The organism is Streptomyces sp. NPDC053431 (genome assembly GCF_044544925.1).
Lineage (GTDB): Bacteria > Actinomycetota > Actinomycetes > Streptomycetales > Streptomycetaceae > Streptomyces.
Window position 1 is genome coordinate 407,096 of the sequence record NZ_JBITXX010000004.1, and the last position, 18,283, is coordinate 425,378.

Below are 18,283 nucleotides of genomic sequence, written 5' to 3' on the forward strand. Positions count from 1 at the left end.
TGCGAAAAGGAAGCCGAGCACAGGGCATGTGCTGACTGCGCGTCAGGAATAGCACCACGGACGCGCCCGTTTCGCCGGACGCGGGCCGCCGCGCCGGGAAGGAACGCAAAGCGCTCCTCCGGCCGACGGCCGGAGGAGCGCTTTCTCCTACAAGGCGAAAATGACGGAATTCGGCCAGGGCGGTCACGCTCGCGGCGGGCCTCGGCGCCCGCGTGCCCCGTCCCGGAAACGGCAACAAAGATTGCCCGGGTCTTCGGCCGCCCGCACCCTGGCGGCGGAGGTGATCGCCATGACCGGCGCCCAGAACCACAACCAGGACCGAACCTCGTACGACGTCATCGTGATAGGCGGCGGGGCGGGCGGACTCAATGCCGCGCTCGTGCTCGCCCGGGCCCGCCGCACCGTAGCCGTCGTCGACTCCGGTGAGCCCCGCAACGCCCCCTCGGCCCACATGCACAGCTTCCTCTCCCGCGACGGCGTCCCCCCGCACACCGTGCTGGAGGCGGGCCGCGCGGAGATCGCGCGCTACGGCGCGGTCCGGATCGAGGGCCGGGTGGACCAGGTGGAGGCCGGGGAGACCGGCGGTTACCTGGTCCGCCTGGAGGGCGGCGCGAGCCTCGACGCCCGGCACGTCGTCCTCGCCACCGGCCTGCGCGACGACCTGCCCGAGATCCCGGGCGTCCGCGCCCTGTGGGGCGAGGACGTGCACTTCTGCCCGTACTGCCATGGCTACGAGGTTCGCGACCGGCCGATCGTCGTGCTCGGTGTGCACCCCGCCTCCCCCGGCCAGGCACTGCTGCTGCGCCAGTGGTCGCCGCACGTGGTGTACGTCCCGCACAGCCGGCCCCTCGCCGACGAGGAGCGCGAGCGCATGGACGCGCGTGGGGTCGAGGTGGTCGAGGGACCGGTGTCCACCCTCCTGACCAAGGACGGACGGCTGCACGCGGTGGAGCTCGCCGACGGCTCGACGGTCGAGTGCGCCGGGGTGTTCCTCTTCCCGAGGATGACCCCGAACGACGGGGCCTTCGACGGCCTCGGCTGCGCGAAGGACGAGCAGGGCTGGCTGGTCACCGACCGGGCCGGACGCACCAGCAGGCCCGGCCTCTGGGCCGTCGGCAACGTGGTGGACCCGCGCGCCCAGGCCGTCACCGCCGCCGGCATGGGAGCCGCGGCCGCCTTCGCCCTCAACCACGACCTGGTGGACGAGGAGATCGAGCGCGACCTCGCCGCGCACCGCGCCGCAGCCGCGCACCGCTCCGCAGCCGCGGCCCGCTCCCCCGAGGCAACCGTCCCCGCGTCCTGAGCGGTGGGCGGTGGGCGGTGGGAGACTGGCGGTGGGCAGTGGCCGGCGCCGCCTCCCCCGGCCGCCTCCCCCGGGCCGCCGCCTCCCCCGGCCGCCTCCCCCGGCCCCGCCCACGCCCCCGTCCCCGCCCACGTGACCCGGCCCACGCGCCCGCCTGCCCGCCCCGGCTACGTGCCGGAGGCGGGCGTCCGGCGTGTCGGCCGGGCACGGACGTGCATGCGCTCGCCCTGGCGCCCGAAGAGGCTCAGGACCTCGACCGGGCCCTCCCCCGTGCTGCCGAACCAGTGCGGCAGCCGGGTCTCGAACTCGGCCACCTCGCCCGGGTCGAGCACCAGGTCGTGGTCGGCCAGGACCAGCCGCAGCCGCCCGGAGAGCACGTACAGCCACTCGTAGCCCTCGTGGGTGCACAGCTCCGGGGTGTCCCGGCTGGCCGGCAGCACCATCTTGTAGCTCTGCAGCGGACCGGGCTGACGGGTCAGCGGCAGCACCGTGTTGCCGTTCACCGCGTGCGGCTTGAGGCGGACGCGCGGGTCGCCCACCTCCGGGGCGCCGACCAGTTCGTCGAGGGGGACCTGGTGGGCCTGGGCGATGGGCAGCAGGAGTTCGAGACTGGGGCGGCGCTGTCCCGCTTCGAGGCGGGACAGCGTGCTCTTGGAGATTCCGGTGGCCTCCGACAGCGCGGCGAGGGTGACACCACGAGCGGTGCGCACCCGCTTCAGCCGGGGACCGACCGCGGACAGGGCCTGGGTGATGGTCGGTGACTGGTCCATGCCGTACATCAGACCGACCGGTCCCCGAAGTCGCAAACGCCGGTGCTGTTTTCGGACGGTGCCCCGCACCGCGTGTCGCGGGGCGGGGCACCGGGGCCAGGAGGGTTCAGAGGCCGAGGGACCGGCCGATCAGCTCCTTCATCACCTCCGTCGTCCCGCCGTAGATCGTCTGCACCCGGCTGTTGGCCCACTCCCGGGAGATGGTGCTCTCCTTCAGATAGCCGTAGCCGCCGTGGATCTGGAGGCAGCGGTTGGCGATGTCGACCTGGAGCTCCGTGGTCCACCACTTCACCTTGGCCGCGTCCGTCACCGAGAGCCGGCCGGCGTTGAGTTCGGCGACGCAGTGGTCGAGGAAGACCTGCGCGATGGTCAGCTCGGTGTCCATCGTGGCGAGCTGGAAGCGGTTGTGCTGGAAGCTGCCGATGGTCTGGCCGAAGGCCTCGCGGGTCCTGGCGTACTCGAGGGTGTCCGCCAGCATCCGCTCGGCCGCGCCGACCGCCACGGTGGCGATGCTCAGCCGCTCCCGGGGCAGCCCCGCCATCATGTAGGCGAGTCCGGCGTTCTCCTTGCCGATGAGGTTCCCGGCCGGCACCCGGCAGGCGTCGAAGAACAGCTCGCAGGTGTCGCTGGCGTGCCAGCCCAGCTTCTCCATGCGCCGCCCGCGGGTGAAGCCGGGCGTGTCGCGCTCCACCACGAGGAGGCTGATGCCCTGGGCGCCGCGCTCGGGCGCGGTCTTGGCGGCGACCACGACGACGTCGGCGTTCTCGCCGTTGGTGATGAAGGTCTTCTGCCCGTCGAGGACGTAGGAGTCGCCGTCGCGGACCGCGGTGGTGCGGATGTCGGCGACGTTGGAGCCGGCGTCGGGCTCGCTCATCGCGATCGCCGCGATCAGCTCGCCCGAACAGAGGCCGGGCAGCCAGCGCTTGCGCTGTTCCTCGGTGGTCCGCTCGGCGAGGTAGGTGGCGATGACGTCGTTGTGCGCCACGAACCCCGGGGCGGTGGCCCGGGCCCACATGATCTCCTGCGAGAACACCGCCGGATAGCGGAAGTCGGGCTCGCCGCCCCCGCCGTACGCCGGGTCCACGCCGATGCCGAGCAGCCCCGCCCGGCCGGCCTTGCGCCAGACCTCGCGGTCGACGATGCCCTCCCGCTCCCAGCGGTCGTGGTGCGGCAGGACCTCCCGGCGGAGGAACTCCCGGCAGGTGACCCGGAACTGCTCGTGCTCGGCCTCGTACCTGCTGCGTGCCATGCGCTCACCCCTTCCCGGGGTCGATGTCGTCGACGACGGTGGTCAGGGTGTCCTCGGGGCGCTGGACGGCCGCGAAGTGGCCGCCGTCGATCTCGACCCGGCGGGCCGGGGCCGAGCTGTGCGCGGCCCACTGCCAGACCTTGTCCGGCGGCGCGTGGACGTCCTCGCGGGCGCCGATCAGGGTGAGCGGGAAGTCCACCCGCAGACTCGCGGCCTCGGTGGCGAACTCGGCCCGTACGGCGTCGTCCTCGCGGAGCATCCGCAGCAGGATGCGGCTCATCGTCGGGTCGGCGAGCACGGCGGCCGGGGTGCCGCCGTCGGCGGCCGTTCGGGCGAGCAGCTCCTCGTCGGGTACGGAGTCGAGCAGCGGCCCGGGCCGCTGGAGCCGGGGCGGGACCGCCCCCGACAGCACGGCCCGTTCGGGTGCCACACCGACCTGGCGGGTCACCTCCGCGGCCACCGCGAGGCTCGTGGTGGAGCCGAAGCTGTGCCCGAAGGTGGCCCAGCGCAGGCCGGGCGTCCGCTCCCGCTCCGCCAGCAGATCGGCCACGACCTGCCGGGCCATGCACCGGACGAGGGCGTGGAACCCGGCCGCCCGGCGCTCCTGACGGCGGGTGCCGCGGCCCGGCGCGTCCACGCCCCGGACCAGGAGGTGGGGCTCGCCGAGCGCCTGCCAGCCCCGGTAGACCAGGGAGGTCGCCCCGGCGTGCGGGAAGCAGTAGAGCCGCACCGGAGGCCTTGATACGGGGTGCACGGTCACTCCTTGGTGCTCCGGGCCAGCTTCTCGGCCAGCATGAGGGTGGTCAGGTTGGTGGGCGCGCTGGGGATGGCGGGGAAGAGCGAGGCGTCGGCGATCCGCAGGTTCTCGGTGCCGTGCACCCGGCCCTCCTGGTCGGCGACCGCCCACGGGTCGGTGTCCGGCCCCATCCGGCACGAACCGGCCGCGTGCCAGCCGGGGTTCATGATGTGGCGCACACCGCTGCGGACGACGCCGTCGTTGGCGATCATCCGGTCGCTCCAGAACTGCGTCCCGGTCAGCCGGCTCGACAGGCCGGGCGAGCGCAGGAGGCTCCAGGCCCGGCGGACTCCGTGGCACAGGCGCTCCACGTCCTCGGGGTCGGTGCCGATGCCGAGCTCGATGACGGGCGCGGCGTACGGGTCGGCGCTGTCGAGGAAGACCCGTCCCCGGGAGCGCGGCCGCAGCAGCATCACCGAGATGCCGACGACCAGCGGCCAGCCGAGCCGGTCGACGAAGCCGGGGATGGTGTGGCTCTCCACGTTGTTGAGCAGCCCGACCTGGACGTCCACGTCGGCGTCGAAGCCGCTGCTCGTCCGGGCGGCGACCTGCCGCCAGGGCAGTCCCGGGGTGCACACCCCGTCGGCGGGCCGGGACCAGATGACGACCGAGGGGTGGTCCACCAGGTCCCGTCCCACGCCGGGCAGGTCGGCGACGGGGGTGATACCGAGGGCCGCGAGCAGTCCGGCGGCGCCGACGCCGGAGCGCTGCAGCACGACGGGGGTGCCGACGGCCCCGGCGCTGAGCACGACGTGCCGCGCCCGGATCCGGGTGAGCGCGCCGTCGAGTTCGGCCTCCACGCCGACGGCCCGGTTCCCTTCGAACAGCACCCGGGTGACCCGGACGCCGGTGCGCAGGTGGAAGCCGGGCAGGTCGCGGACGCCGGCGAGGAAGGCGGTGGCGGCGTCGACGCGCTCGCCGTCCACGGCGTTGCCGGGGATGGGCCCGACGCCCGCCTCGACGCCGGCGTTGAGGTCGGACAGGTCGGTGACGCCCTGCTGGTTGCACTCCTCCCAGAAGGCGGCGTCCAGCGGGTGCACCCGCTCGCGCGGGGTGCGGTGGATCGGCAGCGGTCCGCTGTCGCCGTGCAGCGGGCCGGGGAAGTCGGCGTCGTTCTCGATGTCCTTGTAGAAGGGCAGCACGCGGTCCCAGGACCAGTCCGGGTTGCCGGCGGCCTCCCAGGCGGCGAAGTCGCGGGGCAGTCCGCGCAGGGCGATGGCGCCGTTGACGGCGGAGCCGCCGCCGACGACCTTGCCGAGCTGGTAGGGGAAGCGTTCCCACAGGGCCCGGGCCGGCACCCGGCCGCCCGCGGTCCCGGTGGTGTCCGCGGCCCCGGCGCGGCCCCGGACGAGGTCGTCCAGGCGGTCGCTGGTGCGCAGGTTGGCGCGGTAGTCCCAGTTGTGGCCGGTCAGGACGAGCCGTCCGGCGTCGGCGAGCGGGTGGGAGCGGTCGCGGGGCCGCGGCTGGTCCTCGCCGGCCTCCAGGAGGAGGACCGTCCCGGAGTCGCGGGCGGCGAGCCGGGCGGCGGTCACGGCTCCGGCGGAACCCGCTCCCACGATCACGTACTCCCATTCACGGACCGTCGCGACGGGGTCGGGGGTGGTGGTCACGCTGCGGACTCCTCGACGGGTGCGATCAGTTCGGCGAACGAGGCGATGGAGGCGTTCATGAACAGCCCCTCGACCATCTCCTGCTCCTTGTCGGCCCCGATGCCGAACTCGGTGCGCAGCAGGGCGAGCAGGCCGACGGCGTGCAGGGAGTCGCCGCCGATGTCGAAGAAGCCCTCCTCCACGCCGAAGTCGCCGTGGCCGAGCTGCCGGGACCAGAGCGTGAACAGGCGCTCCTCGACCCGGCTGCGGGGCGCGACCCGCGCGGCGGCGGTGTCGGATTCGTCGTTCCACGGTGTGGGCAGCGCCTTGTGGTCGATCTTGCCGTTCGTGGTGAGGGGCAGGGTGTCCAGGATCAGGAAGCGGCTGGGCACCATGTAGGCGGGCAGCAGGGCGGTGAGCGCCTCGCGCAGCGCGGCCGGCTCCGGTTCGGCTCCGGGCTCGGGGACGACGTACGCGGCGATCTGCCGCTGTCCGGTACGGGCGTGGGCGGGCGCGGTGACGAGTGCGGTCCGCACTCCGGGCCGGCGGAGCAGGGCGGCCTCGATCTCGCCCAGCTCGACCCGGTAGCCGTTGATCTTCACCTGGAAGTCCTCGCGGCCGAGGATCTCGATGTCGCCGCCGGGCAGATAGCGTCCGAGGTCGCCGGTGCGGTAGATCCGTTCGCCCGTGACGGGGTGGACGAGGAAGCGCTCGGCGGTGCGCTCGGGGTCGCCGAGGTAGCCCTGGGCCACGCCGGTGCCGCCGATGTGGATCTCTCCGGTGACGCCGACCGGGGACGGTTCGAGCCACTGGTTGAGGACGTGCGTGGTCTGGTTGGCCAGCGGCTTGCCGTAGGGGATGCTCGCCCAGTCGGGGCGGACGTCCTCGATCGGGTGGTGGATCGACCAGATCGAGCCCTCGGTGGCGCCGCCGAGGCTGATCACCCGCATCGCGGGGATCTTCTCCCGGATGCGTTCCGGCAGGTCCACCGGGATCCAGTCGCCGCTGAGCAGGGCGAGCCGCAGCCGGCAGCCGCGCGGAACCGCCCCGTCGCCGAGCGAGTCGATCCACATGCGCATGGGCGCGGGCACGCTGTTCCAGATGGTGACGCCGTAGCGGCCGACGAGCTGGGACCAGTGGGCGATGTCGTGGCCGCGGGCCGGGTCGGGCACGACGACGGTGCCGCCCGCGCCGAGGACGCCGAAGAGGTCGTAGACCGACAGGTCGAAGCCGGTCGGGGCGAGGGCCATGGTCCGGTCGTCCGCGCCCACGGAGAAGCGCCGGTTGATGTCCTGCACGGTGTTGGCGGCGTTGCGGTGGCTGATCATCACGCCCTTGGGCTCGCCGGTGGAGCCCGAGGTGAAGATGACGTAGGCGAGGTCGTCGTGGCTCTGCCGCGCCTTCGGCCGCTCGGCGGAGCACGCCCGGGTGGCCTCGTCCTCGGCCGTCAGGACGGTGACTCCCGCGGGCCAGGTGAGGGTGTCCCGCAGCTCGGGTTCCGTCACCACGGCCCGCACGGAACATCGGGTCAGCAGCTTCAGACGCCGCTCCTCGGGCAGTTCGGGGTCGACGGCCACGTAGGCGGCGCCCGAGTGCAGCACGCCGAGCAGCGCGGAGAACTGGGCGGCACCCGGGCGCATCGACACGGCGACGATCTCGTTCGGCTCGGCGCCGGGCCCTTCGAGCAGCCGGTGCGCGATCCGGTGCGCGTCCTCGGTGAGCCGGCGGTACGTGGTCTCCGTGCCGGGCGTGACGACCGCGACGGCGTCCGGGCGGCGCTCGGCGGCGTCGGCGACCAGCTCGTGGAGGAGCGCCGGCGGGATGTCCTCGGCCGTGGCGTTGGCCCGCTCCCGTTCCTCGGCCTGGGAGGCCGGCAGCGGCACGATCCCGCGGGTGGCGTCCCAGACCGCCGGGTCGTCGACGAGTCGGTCGAGCAGCGCCAGGTACGCGTCGAACATGGCCTCCAGGGTGCCCTCGGGGAACAGGCCCTCGACCGCGTTCCAGTTGACGGAGAGCCGGCCGTCCCGTTCGAGGATCTGGTTCTCCAGCCACACCTGCGGGGTCCGGCTGTGGTCGTGGACCAGTTCGCCGAAGGCCTCCAGGCGGCCGCCGTCGGCGGCGCCGAGCGTGCTGGAGAAGACCACGGGCATCGAGGCCCGGCCGTCGTCCCTGCGGCGGGCCAGGTCACGGAGCACGCGGATGCCGCCGTACGTGGAGTGCGCGAGGTCCTCCAGGGCCCGCCGCTGCAGGTCCTGGGCCCGCGTGGCGAAGGTGTCCTCGGCCCGGCCGCCGACGGCGAGCAGGCTCGGCGCCAGGAAGTCGCCCATGATCTCGTCGAGTCGCGGGTGCAGTCCGAGCCGGTGGAACTGGGTGACGGTCAGGGTGAACTCCTGGCGCCGCGACCAGGTCCGCACGACCTCCGCGTACGCCGCGAGCAGCAGGCCGGACGGGGTGAGCCCGTGCCGGGCGGCCGCCTCGCGCAGCGCCGTCCAGCGCTCCGCCGGGAGCAGCGCCCGGTGCCGTACGAAGCGGGGGGTGCCGAGCTGTTCGGGCGCGACGGCCAGCGGCAGCTCGGGCGCGGGGGGCAGCGTGTCGAGGCGGTCGGCCCAGTACGCGGCGGCCTCCTGGCCGAGGGTCGCGTCCCGCAGTTCCTCCTGCGCGAGCACGTAGTCGCGGAAGGAGAGCTCCGGCGGTTCCGCGGGCCGGGCGGGCTCGTCGTAGCAGCGGCGCCATTCGCCGAGGAGGCGGTGCAGTCCGTGCATGTCCAGGAAGAGGAGGTCGACGGCCAGGTGCAGCCGGATCCGGTCGCCGTCGAGGAGCGTGACGCGGATGTCGAACAGCGGCGCCCGGTCCACGGGCAGCACCTGTTCGGTCAGCTCGGCGCGGATCCGGTCGATCGCGGCGGTCCGCTCCTCGGCGCTCCGGCCGCGCAGGTCCGTACGGCGAATCACGTACGGCGTCACCTCGTCGGCGGGAAGGACGCGCTGGGTCTGGTCGGGGCCGGCCACCGTGCGCAGTGCGTCGTGGCGGGCGACGACCTCGCGCAGGGCCTCGGTCAGCCGGTCCAGGTCGAGCGCGGGGCAGTCGAACTCCAGGTAGTACTGGCTGGAGACGCCGCCGAGTTCCAGGCCCCTGTGGCGGCCGATCAGATAGGCCTGCTGGATGTCGGTGAGGGGGAACGGTTCGTGACGGTGCTCCGGCCGCGGTTTGAGATCGGGCAGCCGGGTGTCGTCGAGGCGGGGGTGGCCGGCCCCGCCGCGCAGCTCCGCGAAAAGATCCTCCATCGTGGTCCGCCCCTTTTCGTCAGATGCCCTGGTGGGCTTTCGAATTCCTATCCGGAAACGGAGGTTAGGAGGGGCGACAAACGGCCTCAATACGGTCCGACCGTAGGGACGACCGTAGGGTTTGGACCGCGCTCGACCGCCGCTGGACCCGAGGCCGACTCCCCTGCCGCGAGCGGGACTTGGCCCTTGACCGGCGGCGGGAGCGCGGCGACATCATCGGGACATGGGAATTCGGAACTCCCCGGCGCCGCCCGGGAAACGCATACTTGTCGGTGCCACCGGATCGATTGCGGTGACCCGGCTTCCGGCCTATGTCGAGGCGATGCGCCGGCAGATCGCGGGCAGCACGTTCACGGTGCTGCTCACCCACACCGCCACGTCGTTCCTTTCACCCGAGAGCGTCGCGCTCTTCGCCGAGCGGGTGGTGCACGGGGAATCCCCGGCGGACTGGCCGACGGACAAGCCGTCCCGGCTCGCCGGCGACCACGACATCCTGGCCGTGCTGCCGGCCACCGCCCACACGCTGGCCGCCGCGGCGGGCGGCGCGGCGCCCAACCGGCTGATGACGGTGGCGCTCTCGGTGGACTACCCGGTCGTCTACTTCCCGGTCATGGGCGCCACGATGTGGCAGAAGCCGGCCGTCCGGCGGAACGTCGCGCGGATCCGGGAGGACGGCGGGCTGGTCAACGAGCCCGAGTGGCACGACGGTTTCGACCCCACCACGGGCACCGTCAGCCACCACCCGGCGCTGCCCTCGCCGGAGACGGTCGCCACGGTGATCGACGACCTCCTCGCCAAGCGGCACTGACCCGCACACCCGTCGAAGAGGCCCCGCCGGATCCGGCGGGGCCTCACGCTGCTGCGGGGAGCGGGTCAGGAGGCGATGGCGGTGGCCTCGATCTCGATGAGGAAGTCGGGTTCGGCGAGGGTGGCGACCCCGACCAGGGTGGTGGGCCGGACGACGTCGGCGCCCAGCCGGGCCGCGGCGCGCTCGGCGCCGGCCGTGATGGCCTCCCACTTGTCGAGCGACCAGTCCACGACGTACATGGTCAGGCGCAGGACGTCGTCGAAGGAGGCACCGGCCGCCTCTAGGCCGGTGGCGATGTTGAGGTAGATCTGCTCGGTCTGGGCCGCGAGGTCCCCCATGCCGACCGGCTCGCCGTCGGCGGTGCGCGGGGTCTGGCCGCTGAGGAAGACCACCCGGCTTCCGGTGCCGACGGCCAGCTGCCGCCAGCCGTACGGCTTGGGGAGGCCGGGCGGGTCGATCGCCTCGACTGCCATGGCACTGTCCTTTCTCGAGGTGTCCGGTGTCCTGCGGTGGGAAGCGGGAGGGCGGAAGGGAGGGAGCCGGTCAGCTGTTCTCGCGGCAGGTCGCGTAGTACTTGCGCAGCAGGCTGACCAGCTCGGGGTCGAAACGGGAGGCGAAGAGCAGCTCGGCCGGCGGGGTGAACTCCGGGTCGAGCTCGTTCGCCCACGCGAGGGTGGCCGGGCGCAGGTCCATCTCGATCCACTGGTGCCACTCGACCGGGATCGTCCAGTCCTGCTCGTAGCCGATGCCCATCTGGTGGTCGATGAGGACGTCGACGATCTCCTCGCGGGTGCCGGTCCTGAGGGGCTGGCGCAGCGGGGCGAAGCGGTCCAGCTCGGTCCGGTGCGGTTCGCCGAGGATCCGGGCGGCGAAGTCCTGGGCGAGCAGCGGGGAGAGGTGCAGGCCGTCGCGGTACGTGCCGGTCATGATCCACAGGCCGTCCATGCCGCCGTGGCCGAGCAGCGGGAAGCCGTCCATGGAGACGGGGCGGTTGCCGACCTGGACCTTGGCGACGTCGCTGTTCCAGAGGTTGCGGCGGACCTGGCGGTGGGCGCACTGGAGGAGGAAGACCAGGTCGCGCATCTCGGCGGTGTCGCGCGGCTCCACGGAGATGACGTTGGTGGCGCCGACGTAGACGTGGCCCTCGCCGCGGGGGACGACATGGAGACCGCAGGCGAAGGAGCGGTTCGGGGTCCGGATGACGCTGTCCGGCCTGGTGCCGTCGGCGGTCCTGATCAGGGAGGAGACGCCGTAGCCGCTGACCAGGCGCGGGACGCGGGAGCCGATGGGCAGGCTGTCGAGCAGCTCCTGGCTGCGCGCGCCGGCGGCCAGGGTCACGTGGTCGGCGCTGATCGTGCGCCCCGAGGTGGTGACGACGCCGGTCACCCGCCCGCCCTGGTGGACGACACGGGCGGCGAACTCGGGGACGAGGGTGGCGCCGGCCCGGACGACCGCCTGCTCCAGGCGTTCCAGGAGGGCGGCGGCGTCGACGGCGTGCTCGCCGGGTATGTGGAAGGCCTTCAGGGGGCGGGAGATCGGCTCGGCGTCCACCCAGTCGAGGTCGGTGGGCTCGACGTCCTCGAAGGGCTCGTCGTACCGGGTGAGTTCGGCGCGGATGGCCTGGTAGTTGGCGTCGTCGATCTCGGCGGTGCCGATGGTGTTGAGGATGACGGTGGTGCCGTCCGCGGTCTTGACGGGGGCGCCCTCGGTGTCCGCCTCCAGTTCGGCGAGCCACTGCGGCCACAGTCGGGTGGCCTCGATGCCGAGTTCGAGCTTGGCGCGGCCGTGCTCGGTGGCGAGCAGCGAGGTGGTGACCTCGCCGAAACAGCCGAGCATGGCCCCGGCGGCCGCCGATCCGGCCCAGGGCCGGTGTGGCTGCCCGAGTACGGCGACGCGCTGTCCCCGCTGTGCCAGGACCCGGGCGAGCGAGAGTCCGAGGACTCCGTTGCCGGCGATGACGACGTCGAAGCCGGTGCCGTTCGCGTTCCCGTGGGAGCTCATGACATTCCCTTCTTCCGGGGCGGTCGTGTCCGCCCGGTCGTGGATGAGTTCGTCCGAACCGGTGCCGGGTCAGTGGCGCAGGAACTCGTACATCGTGAAGTCCATGTCGACGACTCCGCTCTCGTCGGTGTGGGCCGCGACCGCCGGGGAGGCGGGGAAGTCCGCCGCGGGCAGTCCGACGGACTCGCTGCGGTAGCGGTGGCCCTCGAATCCTGCGTCGGCGGCGGCCCGCAGCATCTTGTCCGGGTTGCCCATGGCCTCGCTGGTGCCCAGGTAGACCCGCCCGTTCGGCGCCAGGTGGGACCGCACGTCGCGGAAGAAGCGGCGCACCATCCCGTATCCGGGGTCGAAGACGGCCCGCTCGATCGGGCCTGCGTAGGGGCGGCTCTCGGGCGCCTCGATGAAGGGGGTGTTCCAGAAGACGAGGTCGAAGGGCTCGGCGGACTCCAACGCGTCGAACAGGTCGCTCGCCAGGGCCGTGACCCGGTCGGCCACCCCGTGCCGGGCGGCGTTGCGGCGGGTGTTCTCCGCCGCGGCGGGGTTGATGTCCAGGGCGACCACGCGCTCGGCGCCGCGCTGTGCGGCGACCACCGCGGAGAGGCCGGCGCCGCAGCCCATCTCCAGGAAGCGGACGCCCTTCTCGTACGGCACCCACGAGGCGAAGAGTGCGGGGCCGGGGTCCGTGTAGGGCGGGAACACCTCGGGGAGGAGTTCCCATTCCTGGTCGAGCAGCGTGAACGTCGTCTGCGTCGGCCGGTCCGGGCTCTGGATCTGCGAGACCACCCAGTTCCCGAGTTCGTAACCGAGTTCGTTGTCCATGTGATCCTCCTTGAGGGAGCGGTCGGAGGAGTTCCGGGGGAGAACTCCTCCGCCGCTCGGTCTTCGGACGGGGGGACGTCGAGCGCGGACCGTGGAGCGGGAGGGGCGAGGTCAGTTCTCGCCGCTCTTCGGGTTCCGCGCCCGGTTGCGGGCCATCGTCCGGTCGACGAGGACGACCGGGACGGTCAGCAGGGCCAGGCCTGCGCCCAGCCAGGGGATGGAGGTCAGTCCGGCTCCGGCCCCGAGGGCGACGCCCGCGAGGACGGGGACCAGGCTGATGCCGAGCTGGAACATGGAGACGGCGGTGGCCCCGGCGAGCGTGGGCGCGTCGGCCGCCACGGTGAACACCCGCCCGTAGACGGCCGGGTTGAGCACGAAGCCGGCGACGCCGAGGAGCAGGACCAGGACGATCACCGCGATCGGGTGGCCGCCGAGCAGGGCGAGCAGCACCGAGGTGACGAGGATGCCGCCGGCTCCGACGAGGAGCGCGTGGTGCGGGCGCCCGTCGGCGATGCGGCCGCCGATCGACAGGCCGATGAAGGCGCCGATGCCGAACAGGACGAGGATCGGGGGCACCCAGACGGAGTCGACCCCGGTGATGTCCGTGAGGAAGGCCGCCAGGTAGTTGTACGAGATCATGTACGCGGCGGTGCTGAGCAGGGTCGCCGCGTACACGACCCACAGCTGCGGCTGCCGCATCGTGCGCAGTTCGCGGCGCACGCTGGGCTCCTGGGCGGCCTTGGTCGTGGGGACGGCGACGGCCGTCGAGACCGCGCCGAGGACCGTGAGGGCGACCACCGCCCAGAATCCGCCCTGCCAGCCGGTGAAGTGGCTGAGGAAGGCACCGGCCGGGCCGCCGCCGACCATGGCGACGGACAGTCCGCTGACCACCACGCCGGAGGCCCGGGCGGTGCGGTCGGGGGTGACGAGTCCGATCGCGGTGACCGCGGCGACCGCCCAGAATCCGGCGTAGGCCAGACCGCACAGGAAGCGGGTGCCGATCAGGACGGAGAAGTCGTCGGTCACGAGGCCGATCGCCACACAGACCGCGAACACGGCCTGCGAGAGGACCAGCGTGGTCCGCCGCGGCCAGCGCAGGGTGAGGACCGCGAGGGGCGGGCCGCCGATGACCACGCCGATGGCGAAGGCGGAGATCAGCGCGCCGGCGGAGGAGAGCGAGATGTGCAGGTCGTCGGCGATGTCCGGGAGGACTCCGGCGAGCAGGAACTCGGCGCTGCCCATCGCGAACAGGCTGAACGCGAGGAGGTAGACCGCGAAGGGCAGCCGGTCGCTCGCCTTGCGGGGGGTGGCCTCGTGGGCTTCTGTCTGTACGCTCATCGGCTGCCGCCGAGGAAGCGGGGGGTGGTCGCGGGCATGGTCGAACTCCTTGTCCGGGGGCTTCGGGTGAGCGGATCAGGGCGGGTGTGCGCCGGTTCGCATGCTGGGACCGCGGGTGGCGGACGGACAACATTTGTTGCCGATACCGGGACGCGCGGGCGGCAACCGGCGGGGCCGCTTCCGGGCTCCGAACGCTCCGGCCCGCGGGTCAGTCATCGCCCGGGACGGCCTCGCCCCAGCCCCACTTCTTGATGGTGGTACGGCTGGACGGGCCGGCGTCCGGCTGGGAGTTCGCCATCGCCCGGCGGGAGCCGAACTCGATGTAGCCGACGAACGCCGAGCGGAACTCCGCGTCCTGCGGCAGGCCGACGACGTCCATGGCCTCCAGCATCAGTTCCACCCAGCGCGCCCGCTGCTCCGGCCTGATGCCCCGGCCGCGGTGCCGGGAGACCATGTGGGGGTAGCCGCCATGGTGCTCGGTGTAGCGTTCGGGGCCGCCGAGGACCTCGCCGAGGAAGGTCGCGACGTGCTGCGGGTGGTCGTCGTCCATGGCGCGGAAGAGCGGGGCGAGGATCTCGTCCTTCCGGACGCGCCGGTAGAACTCCTCCGTGAGCCGTTCCAGCGCCTCGGCGCCGCCGACCCACTCGTAGAGGGTGGGGGTCTGGTCCGTCACTGCGTCACCTCTTCTGTGGGTGCTCGGTGTGCCTGGTGCGGCGCGCTCAGGCCGCGTACAGATCGAAGGTCGGCGTCGGCGGGCCGCCCTGGGCGACCGTGTCGAGCCGGGGGTCGACCGAGAGCATCGCCTGGTGCAGGCGCTGCAGTTGCGGGGCGGGCTCCAGGCCGAGGTCCTCGATCAGCCGCCGGCGCAGCCTGCGGTAGAGGTCGAGGGCCGCGGCCTGCCGCCCCGAGCGGTAGAAGGCCACCATGGCCTGGGCGTACAGGCGCTCGTGGGACGGGTGCCGCTCGGTCAGTTCGACGAGCTCCGCGAGGAGTTCGCCGTGCAGGCCGAGGCGCAGCTCGGCGTCGATGCGGCGCTCGGTGGCCAGCAGCCGGCTCTCCTCCAGGGCGGCCGCGTGGATCCGCAGCGCCGACCCGGCCCGTACGTCCACGAGCACCGGTCCGCGCCACAGCGCCAGGGCCTCGCGCAACAGCCGGGAGGCCCGCTCGCTGTCGCCCTCCGCGAAGGCCGCGTGGCCGGCCCGGGCCGCCCGCCGGAAGGCGAAGGCGTCCACGTCCTCCTCAGCGGTCCGGAGCAGATAGCCCCCGGGTGCGGTGGCGAGCAGCTGCCGGGCGCGGGCCGGTCCGTCGGGGCCGCCGAGGGCGGCGGCCAGGGCGCGGCGCAGCCGCAGGACGTAGGTCTGGAAGGTGGTGTGCGCGCTGCGCGGCGGCACCTGTCCCCACAGCTCCTCCCGCAGGGTGGCCGTCGGCACGAGCTGCCCGGGGTGGAGCGCGAGGAGCGCCAGGATCTGGCGCGTCTTCGCCGCGGTGGGGACGACCGGTACACCGTTCGCCTCGGCGTGCAGCGGGCCGAGCATCCGTATCTTCACGCGTCCTCCGTCGTTCTTCCGTGCCCCGTCCGGATTCCGGATCGGCCGGGGCGGCCGCTCTGTGAAGGAACGTAGGAGTGCGGGCGTGAGGCCCTCAATACGGTGCGACCGTAGGGCTGACCGAAGAATCTGCGGCGGGGTGTCCTACGGTGCCGCGGACGGAGGGGAAACGGCCCGTGGCGGAAACGCCACGGGCCGTCCGAACTGCTAAGGAATTTAGGAGAAGAAGCGCGGAAGAAGGAGCCGAAGAAGCGCGGAAGAAGGCGAGGTGGCACCGCCGGGAAAAGCGTGTCACCGGCCGTTCGGAAGCGCATCACCGGCGATTTCGCGACGCATTCCGGCGCTCGCGGTCGACCGTTTCGGCGAGAGTTCGCCGCGGTACGGGAAGGGCGTCGGGCCTCAGGCCCGGACCCGGCACAGCCGGGCGGTGTGCACGGTGACCGCGGAGAGGTAGAACGCGTCCGGGCGCCACAGGATGCCGGTGCAGGCGTCCCCGTCGAGGAGCTGTTCGACGGTCAGCCGGTCGACGAGGTCGAGCCGCTCGCCGAGCTCGTCGAGGACGCGGCGCAGCCGGGTGTGCAGATGCCGGCGCGGGGCCAGCTCCAGCGGAGCCGGGAAGTCGATGAGGAAGGTGCGGGTGCCGGCGGGGACGAGCCCGGCGGAGGCCAGCAGGCACGGCCAGTCCTCGACCACGGAGGTGGCGCCCGGCAGCCCGGCCCGTCCGGCGGCGAACCGCTCCTCCAGGTGCGCGTCCAGGCGCGCCTGGAGGCCGGGCCGGCCGATGCCGATGTCGCGGGGCAGGAAGCGGGGCGGCAGCCCGCGTTCGGCGACGGCGAGCACGCCGCCGGGCCGTAACGCGGACGCCAGGCTGCGCAGGGCCGCCTGCTGGTCGCCGAGGTGACGGCAGACGTTGCCGGTCCAGACGAGGTCGGCGGGTCCGAGCCGGCTGAACTCCTCGGGCCGGTCGGCCCGGCGGGTGGTGATCCGCCCGGCCAGCCCGCGCTCGGCGGCGCGGGTCTCGGCCCGGGCGAGCAGCTCGGCGGACCGGTCGACGGCGACGACCTCGGCCTCCGGGAAGGCCTCGGCCAGGACGCAGGTGGCCGCTCCCGGCCCGCTGCCGACGTCGAGGATCCGGCGGACCGCCGCCGCGACCCGGTCCTCGGGTCCGAGCAGGCCGCGCAGCCAGTGCGCCGCGTCCGTCAGGAAGCCGGAGTGCAGTTCCGCCTCGTGCTCCGGCTCGGCACCGCAGGCCTCGTCGTCGAGGTCGTGGGCACGGTATGTGGGTGTCATACGGTCACCTCCGGCGGCCAGGATGTGGACGCCGCGTGGTGGAGGCAATTCCTGTTGCCGATTCCGGAACCGGTAGGCGGTGCCCGGCGGCCGCGGTCAGTACCCCGCCGCCGCGAGCAGCCGGCGCGCGGCCGGCGGGCGGATCAGGTCCCGCGCGAAGGTGTCGAGGAGCTCCCGGCGGGCGGTGAGCGGGAAGTAGTGGTCGCCGGGGAAGGTCTCCATGCGCAGCGCGCGGCGGGTGCACCGGCGCCAGCCGGCCAGGTCGGCCCCGGTGACGCTGCGGTCCCGCACCCCGCGCATGGCGGTGACCGGGCAGTGCACGAGGTGGCGCGGGTCGCGCCGGTACGCCTCCAGGACGGCGAGGTCGGCGCGCAGCGCGGTCAGCGCCCGGGCCGCGCGCCTGGGGTCCCGGGCGACCGGGGGCATCCGGCCGCGGTCGCGGAGCCGGCGGATCATCGTGGCGTCGGGGAGGTGGCCGACCGCCCGCTCGGGCACCGGCCGGTGCGGCAGACCGGAGCCCGACACGTACAACCGCTCGGCCACGGCGTCGTGCTCCCATTCGAGCCGGGCGGCGATCTCGTACGCGAGGAGCGCGCCGAAGCCGTGCCCGTAGAGCGCGAACGGCCGGTCGCACATGCGGGCCACGTACGGCATGATCTCGGCGAGCAGCGGCTCCTGGCTGCCGCACGGGCAGGTGCGCGGATGGCGCCCACGGCCGGGCAGTTCCACGGGAGTGACGACCACGGAGGGCCCGACGGCCTCGGCCCAGGGCCGGTACACGTCGGCCGAGGCGCCTTCGAAGGGAAGGCAGAACAGCCGCACGGAGTTGTCGCCGGTCATCGGCCCACCCGCGCCGCGAGCAGGCCGCCGGCCCGGGGCGGCGCCGGCGGGGTGCCGCCACGCAGGAGCACGCCGTACGCCTCGGCGGCCCGGTCGAGCAGCAGGAGGCCCGCCCGGCGGTCCATCAGCTCGCGGGGGTACCGCCAGGCGAAGGTCCAGGTGCGTTCGTCGCGCCGGACCAGGGTGGCGCGGACCGACTGCGCCCGGTCGAGCGGCAGTCCGACGGCGGACTCCCGGGCCAGGCGCTCGGCGAGGCGGGCGTCCTGCACCTCCGCGCGGGTGGCCCTCCAGTCGACGGTCTCCAGGCGGAAGCCGGGGCCGAGCACCGTCTGCCAGGCCTGTTCGTAGACCAGGGGCAGGAGGCCGGTCAGGGTCAGCACGAACTGCTCGGTGCGGCCGCCCTTCGCATCCGCCGGCGGGCCGGGGACGGGCCACGGCGGCGGGGCCGGGCGGACGGCCCGCAACGGGCGAAGTTCCTCACTGGTCGCGGTCACGCGAGCACCGTTCCTTCCGTCAGATTTCCGCCATTAGGCCGCGGGCGAATATGTCAGGTCCCGGCGGGACGATTTCCGGATGGCTCACCGGTCACCACCGAAATGCCGTGCAGACCGTACCCGTGCGGTACCGGCACGCAGCAATACGGTGGGAC

At 73.5% G+C, this 18,283-nt stretch carries 16 protein-coding genes; 2 read left to right on the plus strand and 14 right to left on the minus strand.

What is annotated here, in order from left to right; translation table 11 throughout:
- Nucleotides 1–289: 289 nt before the first annotated feature.
- Entirely contained in the window at nt 290–1,303 is a 1,014-nt protein-coding gene (locus ACIGXE_RS14505; RefSeq protein ID WP_399747033.1) for an NAD(P)/FAD-dependent oxidoreductase, read from the plus strand.
- A 167-nt stretch (nt 1,304–1,470) separates the two neighbouring features.
- Here ACIGXE_RS14505 and ACIGXE_RS14510 read toward each other — a convergent pair whose 3' ends face one another.
- From ACIGXE_RS14510 to ACIGXE_RS14530, 5 genes are all read right to left on the minus strand, one after another.
- On the minus strand, nt 1,471–2,073 hold the full coding sequence (locus ACIGXE_RS14510) for a helix-turn-helix domain-containing protein (RefSeq protein WP_399747035.1): 603 nt from the start codon (nt 2,071–2,073) through the stop codon (nt 1,471–1,473).
- Between the two features lie 106 nt (nt 2,074–2,179).
- Nucleotides 2,180–3,322, minus strand: a complete 1,143-nt coding sequence (locus ACIGXE_RS14515) for an acyl-CoA dehydrogenase family protein (protein WP_399747037.1) — start codon at nt 3,320–3,322, stop codon at nt 2,180–2,182.
- 4 nt (nt 3,323–3,326) lie between these two features.
- Nucleotides 3,327–4,076, minus strand: coding sequence for a thioesterase II family protein (locus tag ACIGXE_RS14520; protein ID WP_399747038.1), 750 nt, complete (start codon nt 4,074–4,076; stop codon nt 3,327–3,329).
- Between the two features lie 2 nt (nt 4,077–4,078).
- Nucleotides 4,079–5,728, minus strand: coding sequence for a GMC family oxidoreductase (locus tag ACIGXE_RS14525; protein WP_399747040.1), 1,650 nt, complete (start codon nt 5,726–5,728; stop codon nt 4,079–4,081).
- Nucleotides 5,725–8,991: an amino acid adenylation domain-containing protein gene (locus ACIGXE_RS14530; protein ID WP_399747044.1), complete on the minus strand. Its 3,267-nt coding sequence runs from the start codon at nt 8,989–8,991 to the stop codon at nt 5,725–5,727. The genes ACIGXE_RS14525 and ACIGXE_RS14530 overlap by 4 nt, the downstream gene beginning before the upstream one ends.
- A gap of 223 nt (nt 8,992–9,214) precedes the next feature.
- Between ACIGXE_RS14530 and ACIGXE_RS14535 the strand changes: the two genes are divergently transcribed.
- On the plus strand, nt 9,215–9,799 hold the full coding sequence (locus ACIGXE_RS14535; RefSeq protein ID WP_399747046.1) for a flavoprotein: 585 nt from the start codon (nt 9,215–9,217) through the stop codon (nt 9,797–9,799).
- A 65-nt stretch (nt 9,800–9,864) separates the two neighbouring features.
- Here the strand turns inward: ACIGXE_RS14535 and ACIGXE_RS14540 are convergent, their stop codons facing one another.
- From ACIGXE_RS14540 to ACIGXE_RS14580, 9 genes are all read right to left on the minus strand, one after another.
- Complete coding sequence (locus ACIGXE_RS14540; RefSeq protein ID WP_399747048.1) at nt 9,865–10,272, minus strand: RidA family protein; 408 nt, start codon at nt 10,270–10,272, stop codon at nt 9,865–9,867.
- A gap of 70 nt (nt 10,273–10,342) precedes the next feature.
- Nucleotides 10,343–11,800: an NAD(P)/FAD-dependent oxidoreductase gene (locus ACIGXE_RS14545; RefSeq protein WP_399747050.1), complete on the minus strand. Its 1,458-nt coding sequence runs from the start codon at nt 11,798–11,800 to the stop codon at nt 10,343–10,345.
- Nucleotides 11,801–11,869: 69 nt separating this feature from the next.
- A complete protein-coding gene (locus ACIGXE_RS14550) occupies nt 11,870–12,619 on the minus strand; it encodes a methyltransferase (protein ID WP_399747052.1) in 750 nt (249 codons plus the stop codon).
- 111 nt (nt 12,620–12,730) lie between these two features.
- A complete protein-coding gene (locus ACIGXE_RS14555; protein WP_399747054.1) occupies nt 12,731–13,957 on the minus strand; it encodes a Cmx/CmrA family chloramphenicol efflux MFS transporter in 1,227 nt (408 codons plus the stop codon).
- 208 nt (nt 13,958–14,165) lie between these two features.
- Nucleotides 14,166–14,630: a group II truncated hemoglobin gene (locus ACIGXE_RS14560; protein ID WP_399747055.1), complete on the minus strand. Its 465-nt coding sequence runs from the start codon at nt 14,628–14,630 to the stop codon at nt 14,166–14,168.
- A gap of 46 nt (nt 14,631–14,676) precedes the next feature.
- On the minus strand, nt 14,677–15,504 hold the full coding sequence (locus ACIGXE_RS14565; RefSeq protein WP_399747057.1) for a BTAD domain-containing putative transcriptional regulator: 828 nt from the start codon (nt 15,502–15,504) through the stop codon (nt 14,677–14,679).
- A gap of 399 nt (nt 15,505–15,903) precedes the next feature.
- The gene (locus tag ACIGXE_RS14570; protein ID WP_399747059.1) at nt 15,904–16,794 is read right to left on the minus strand and encodes a class I SAM-dependent methyltransferase; all 891 of its coding nucleotides are present in this window, start codon (nt 16,792–16,794) and stop codon (nt 15,904–15,906) included.
- 96 nt (nt 16,795–16,890) lie between these two features.
- Nucleotides 16,891–17,634, minus strand: a complete 744-nt coding sequence (locus ACIGXE_RS14575; protein ID WP_399747061.1) for a thioesterase II family protein — start codon at nt 17,632–17,634, stop codon at nt 16,891–16,893.
- A complete protein-coding gene (locus tag ACIGXE_RS14580; protein ID WP_399747063.1) occupies nt 17,631–18,128 on the minus strand; it encodes a hypothetical protein in 498 nt (165 codons plus the stop codon). The genes ACIGXE_RS14575 and ACIGXE_RS14580 overlap by 4 nt, the downstream gene beginning before the upstream one ends.
- Nucleotides 18,129–18,283: the final 155 nt, after the last annotated feature.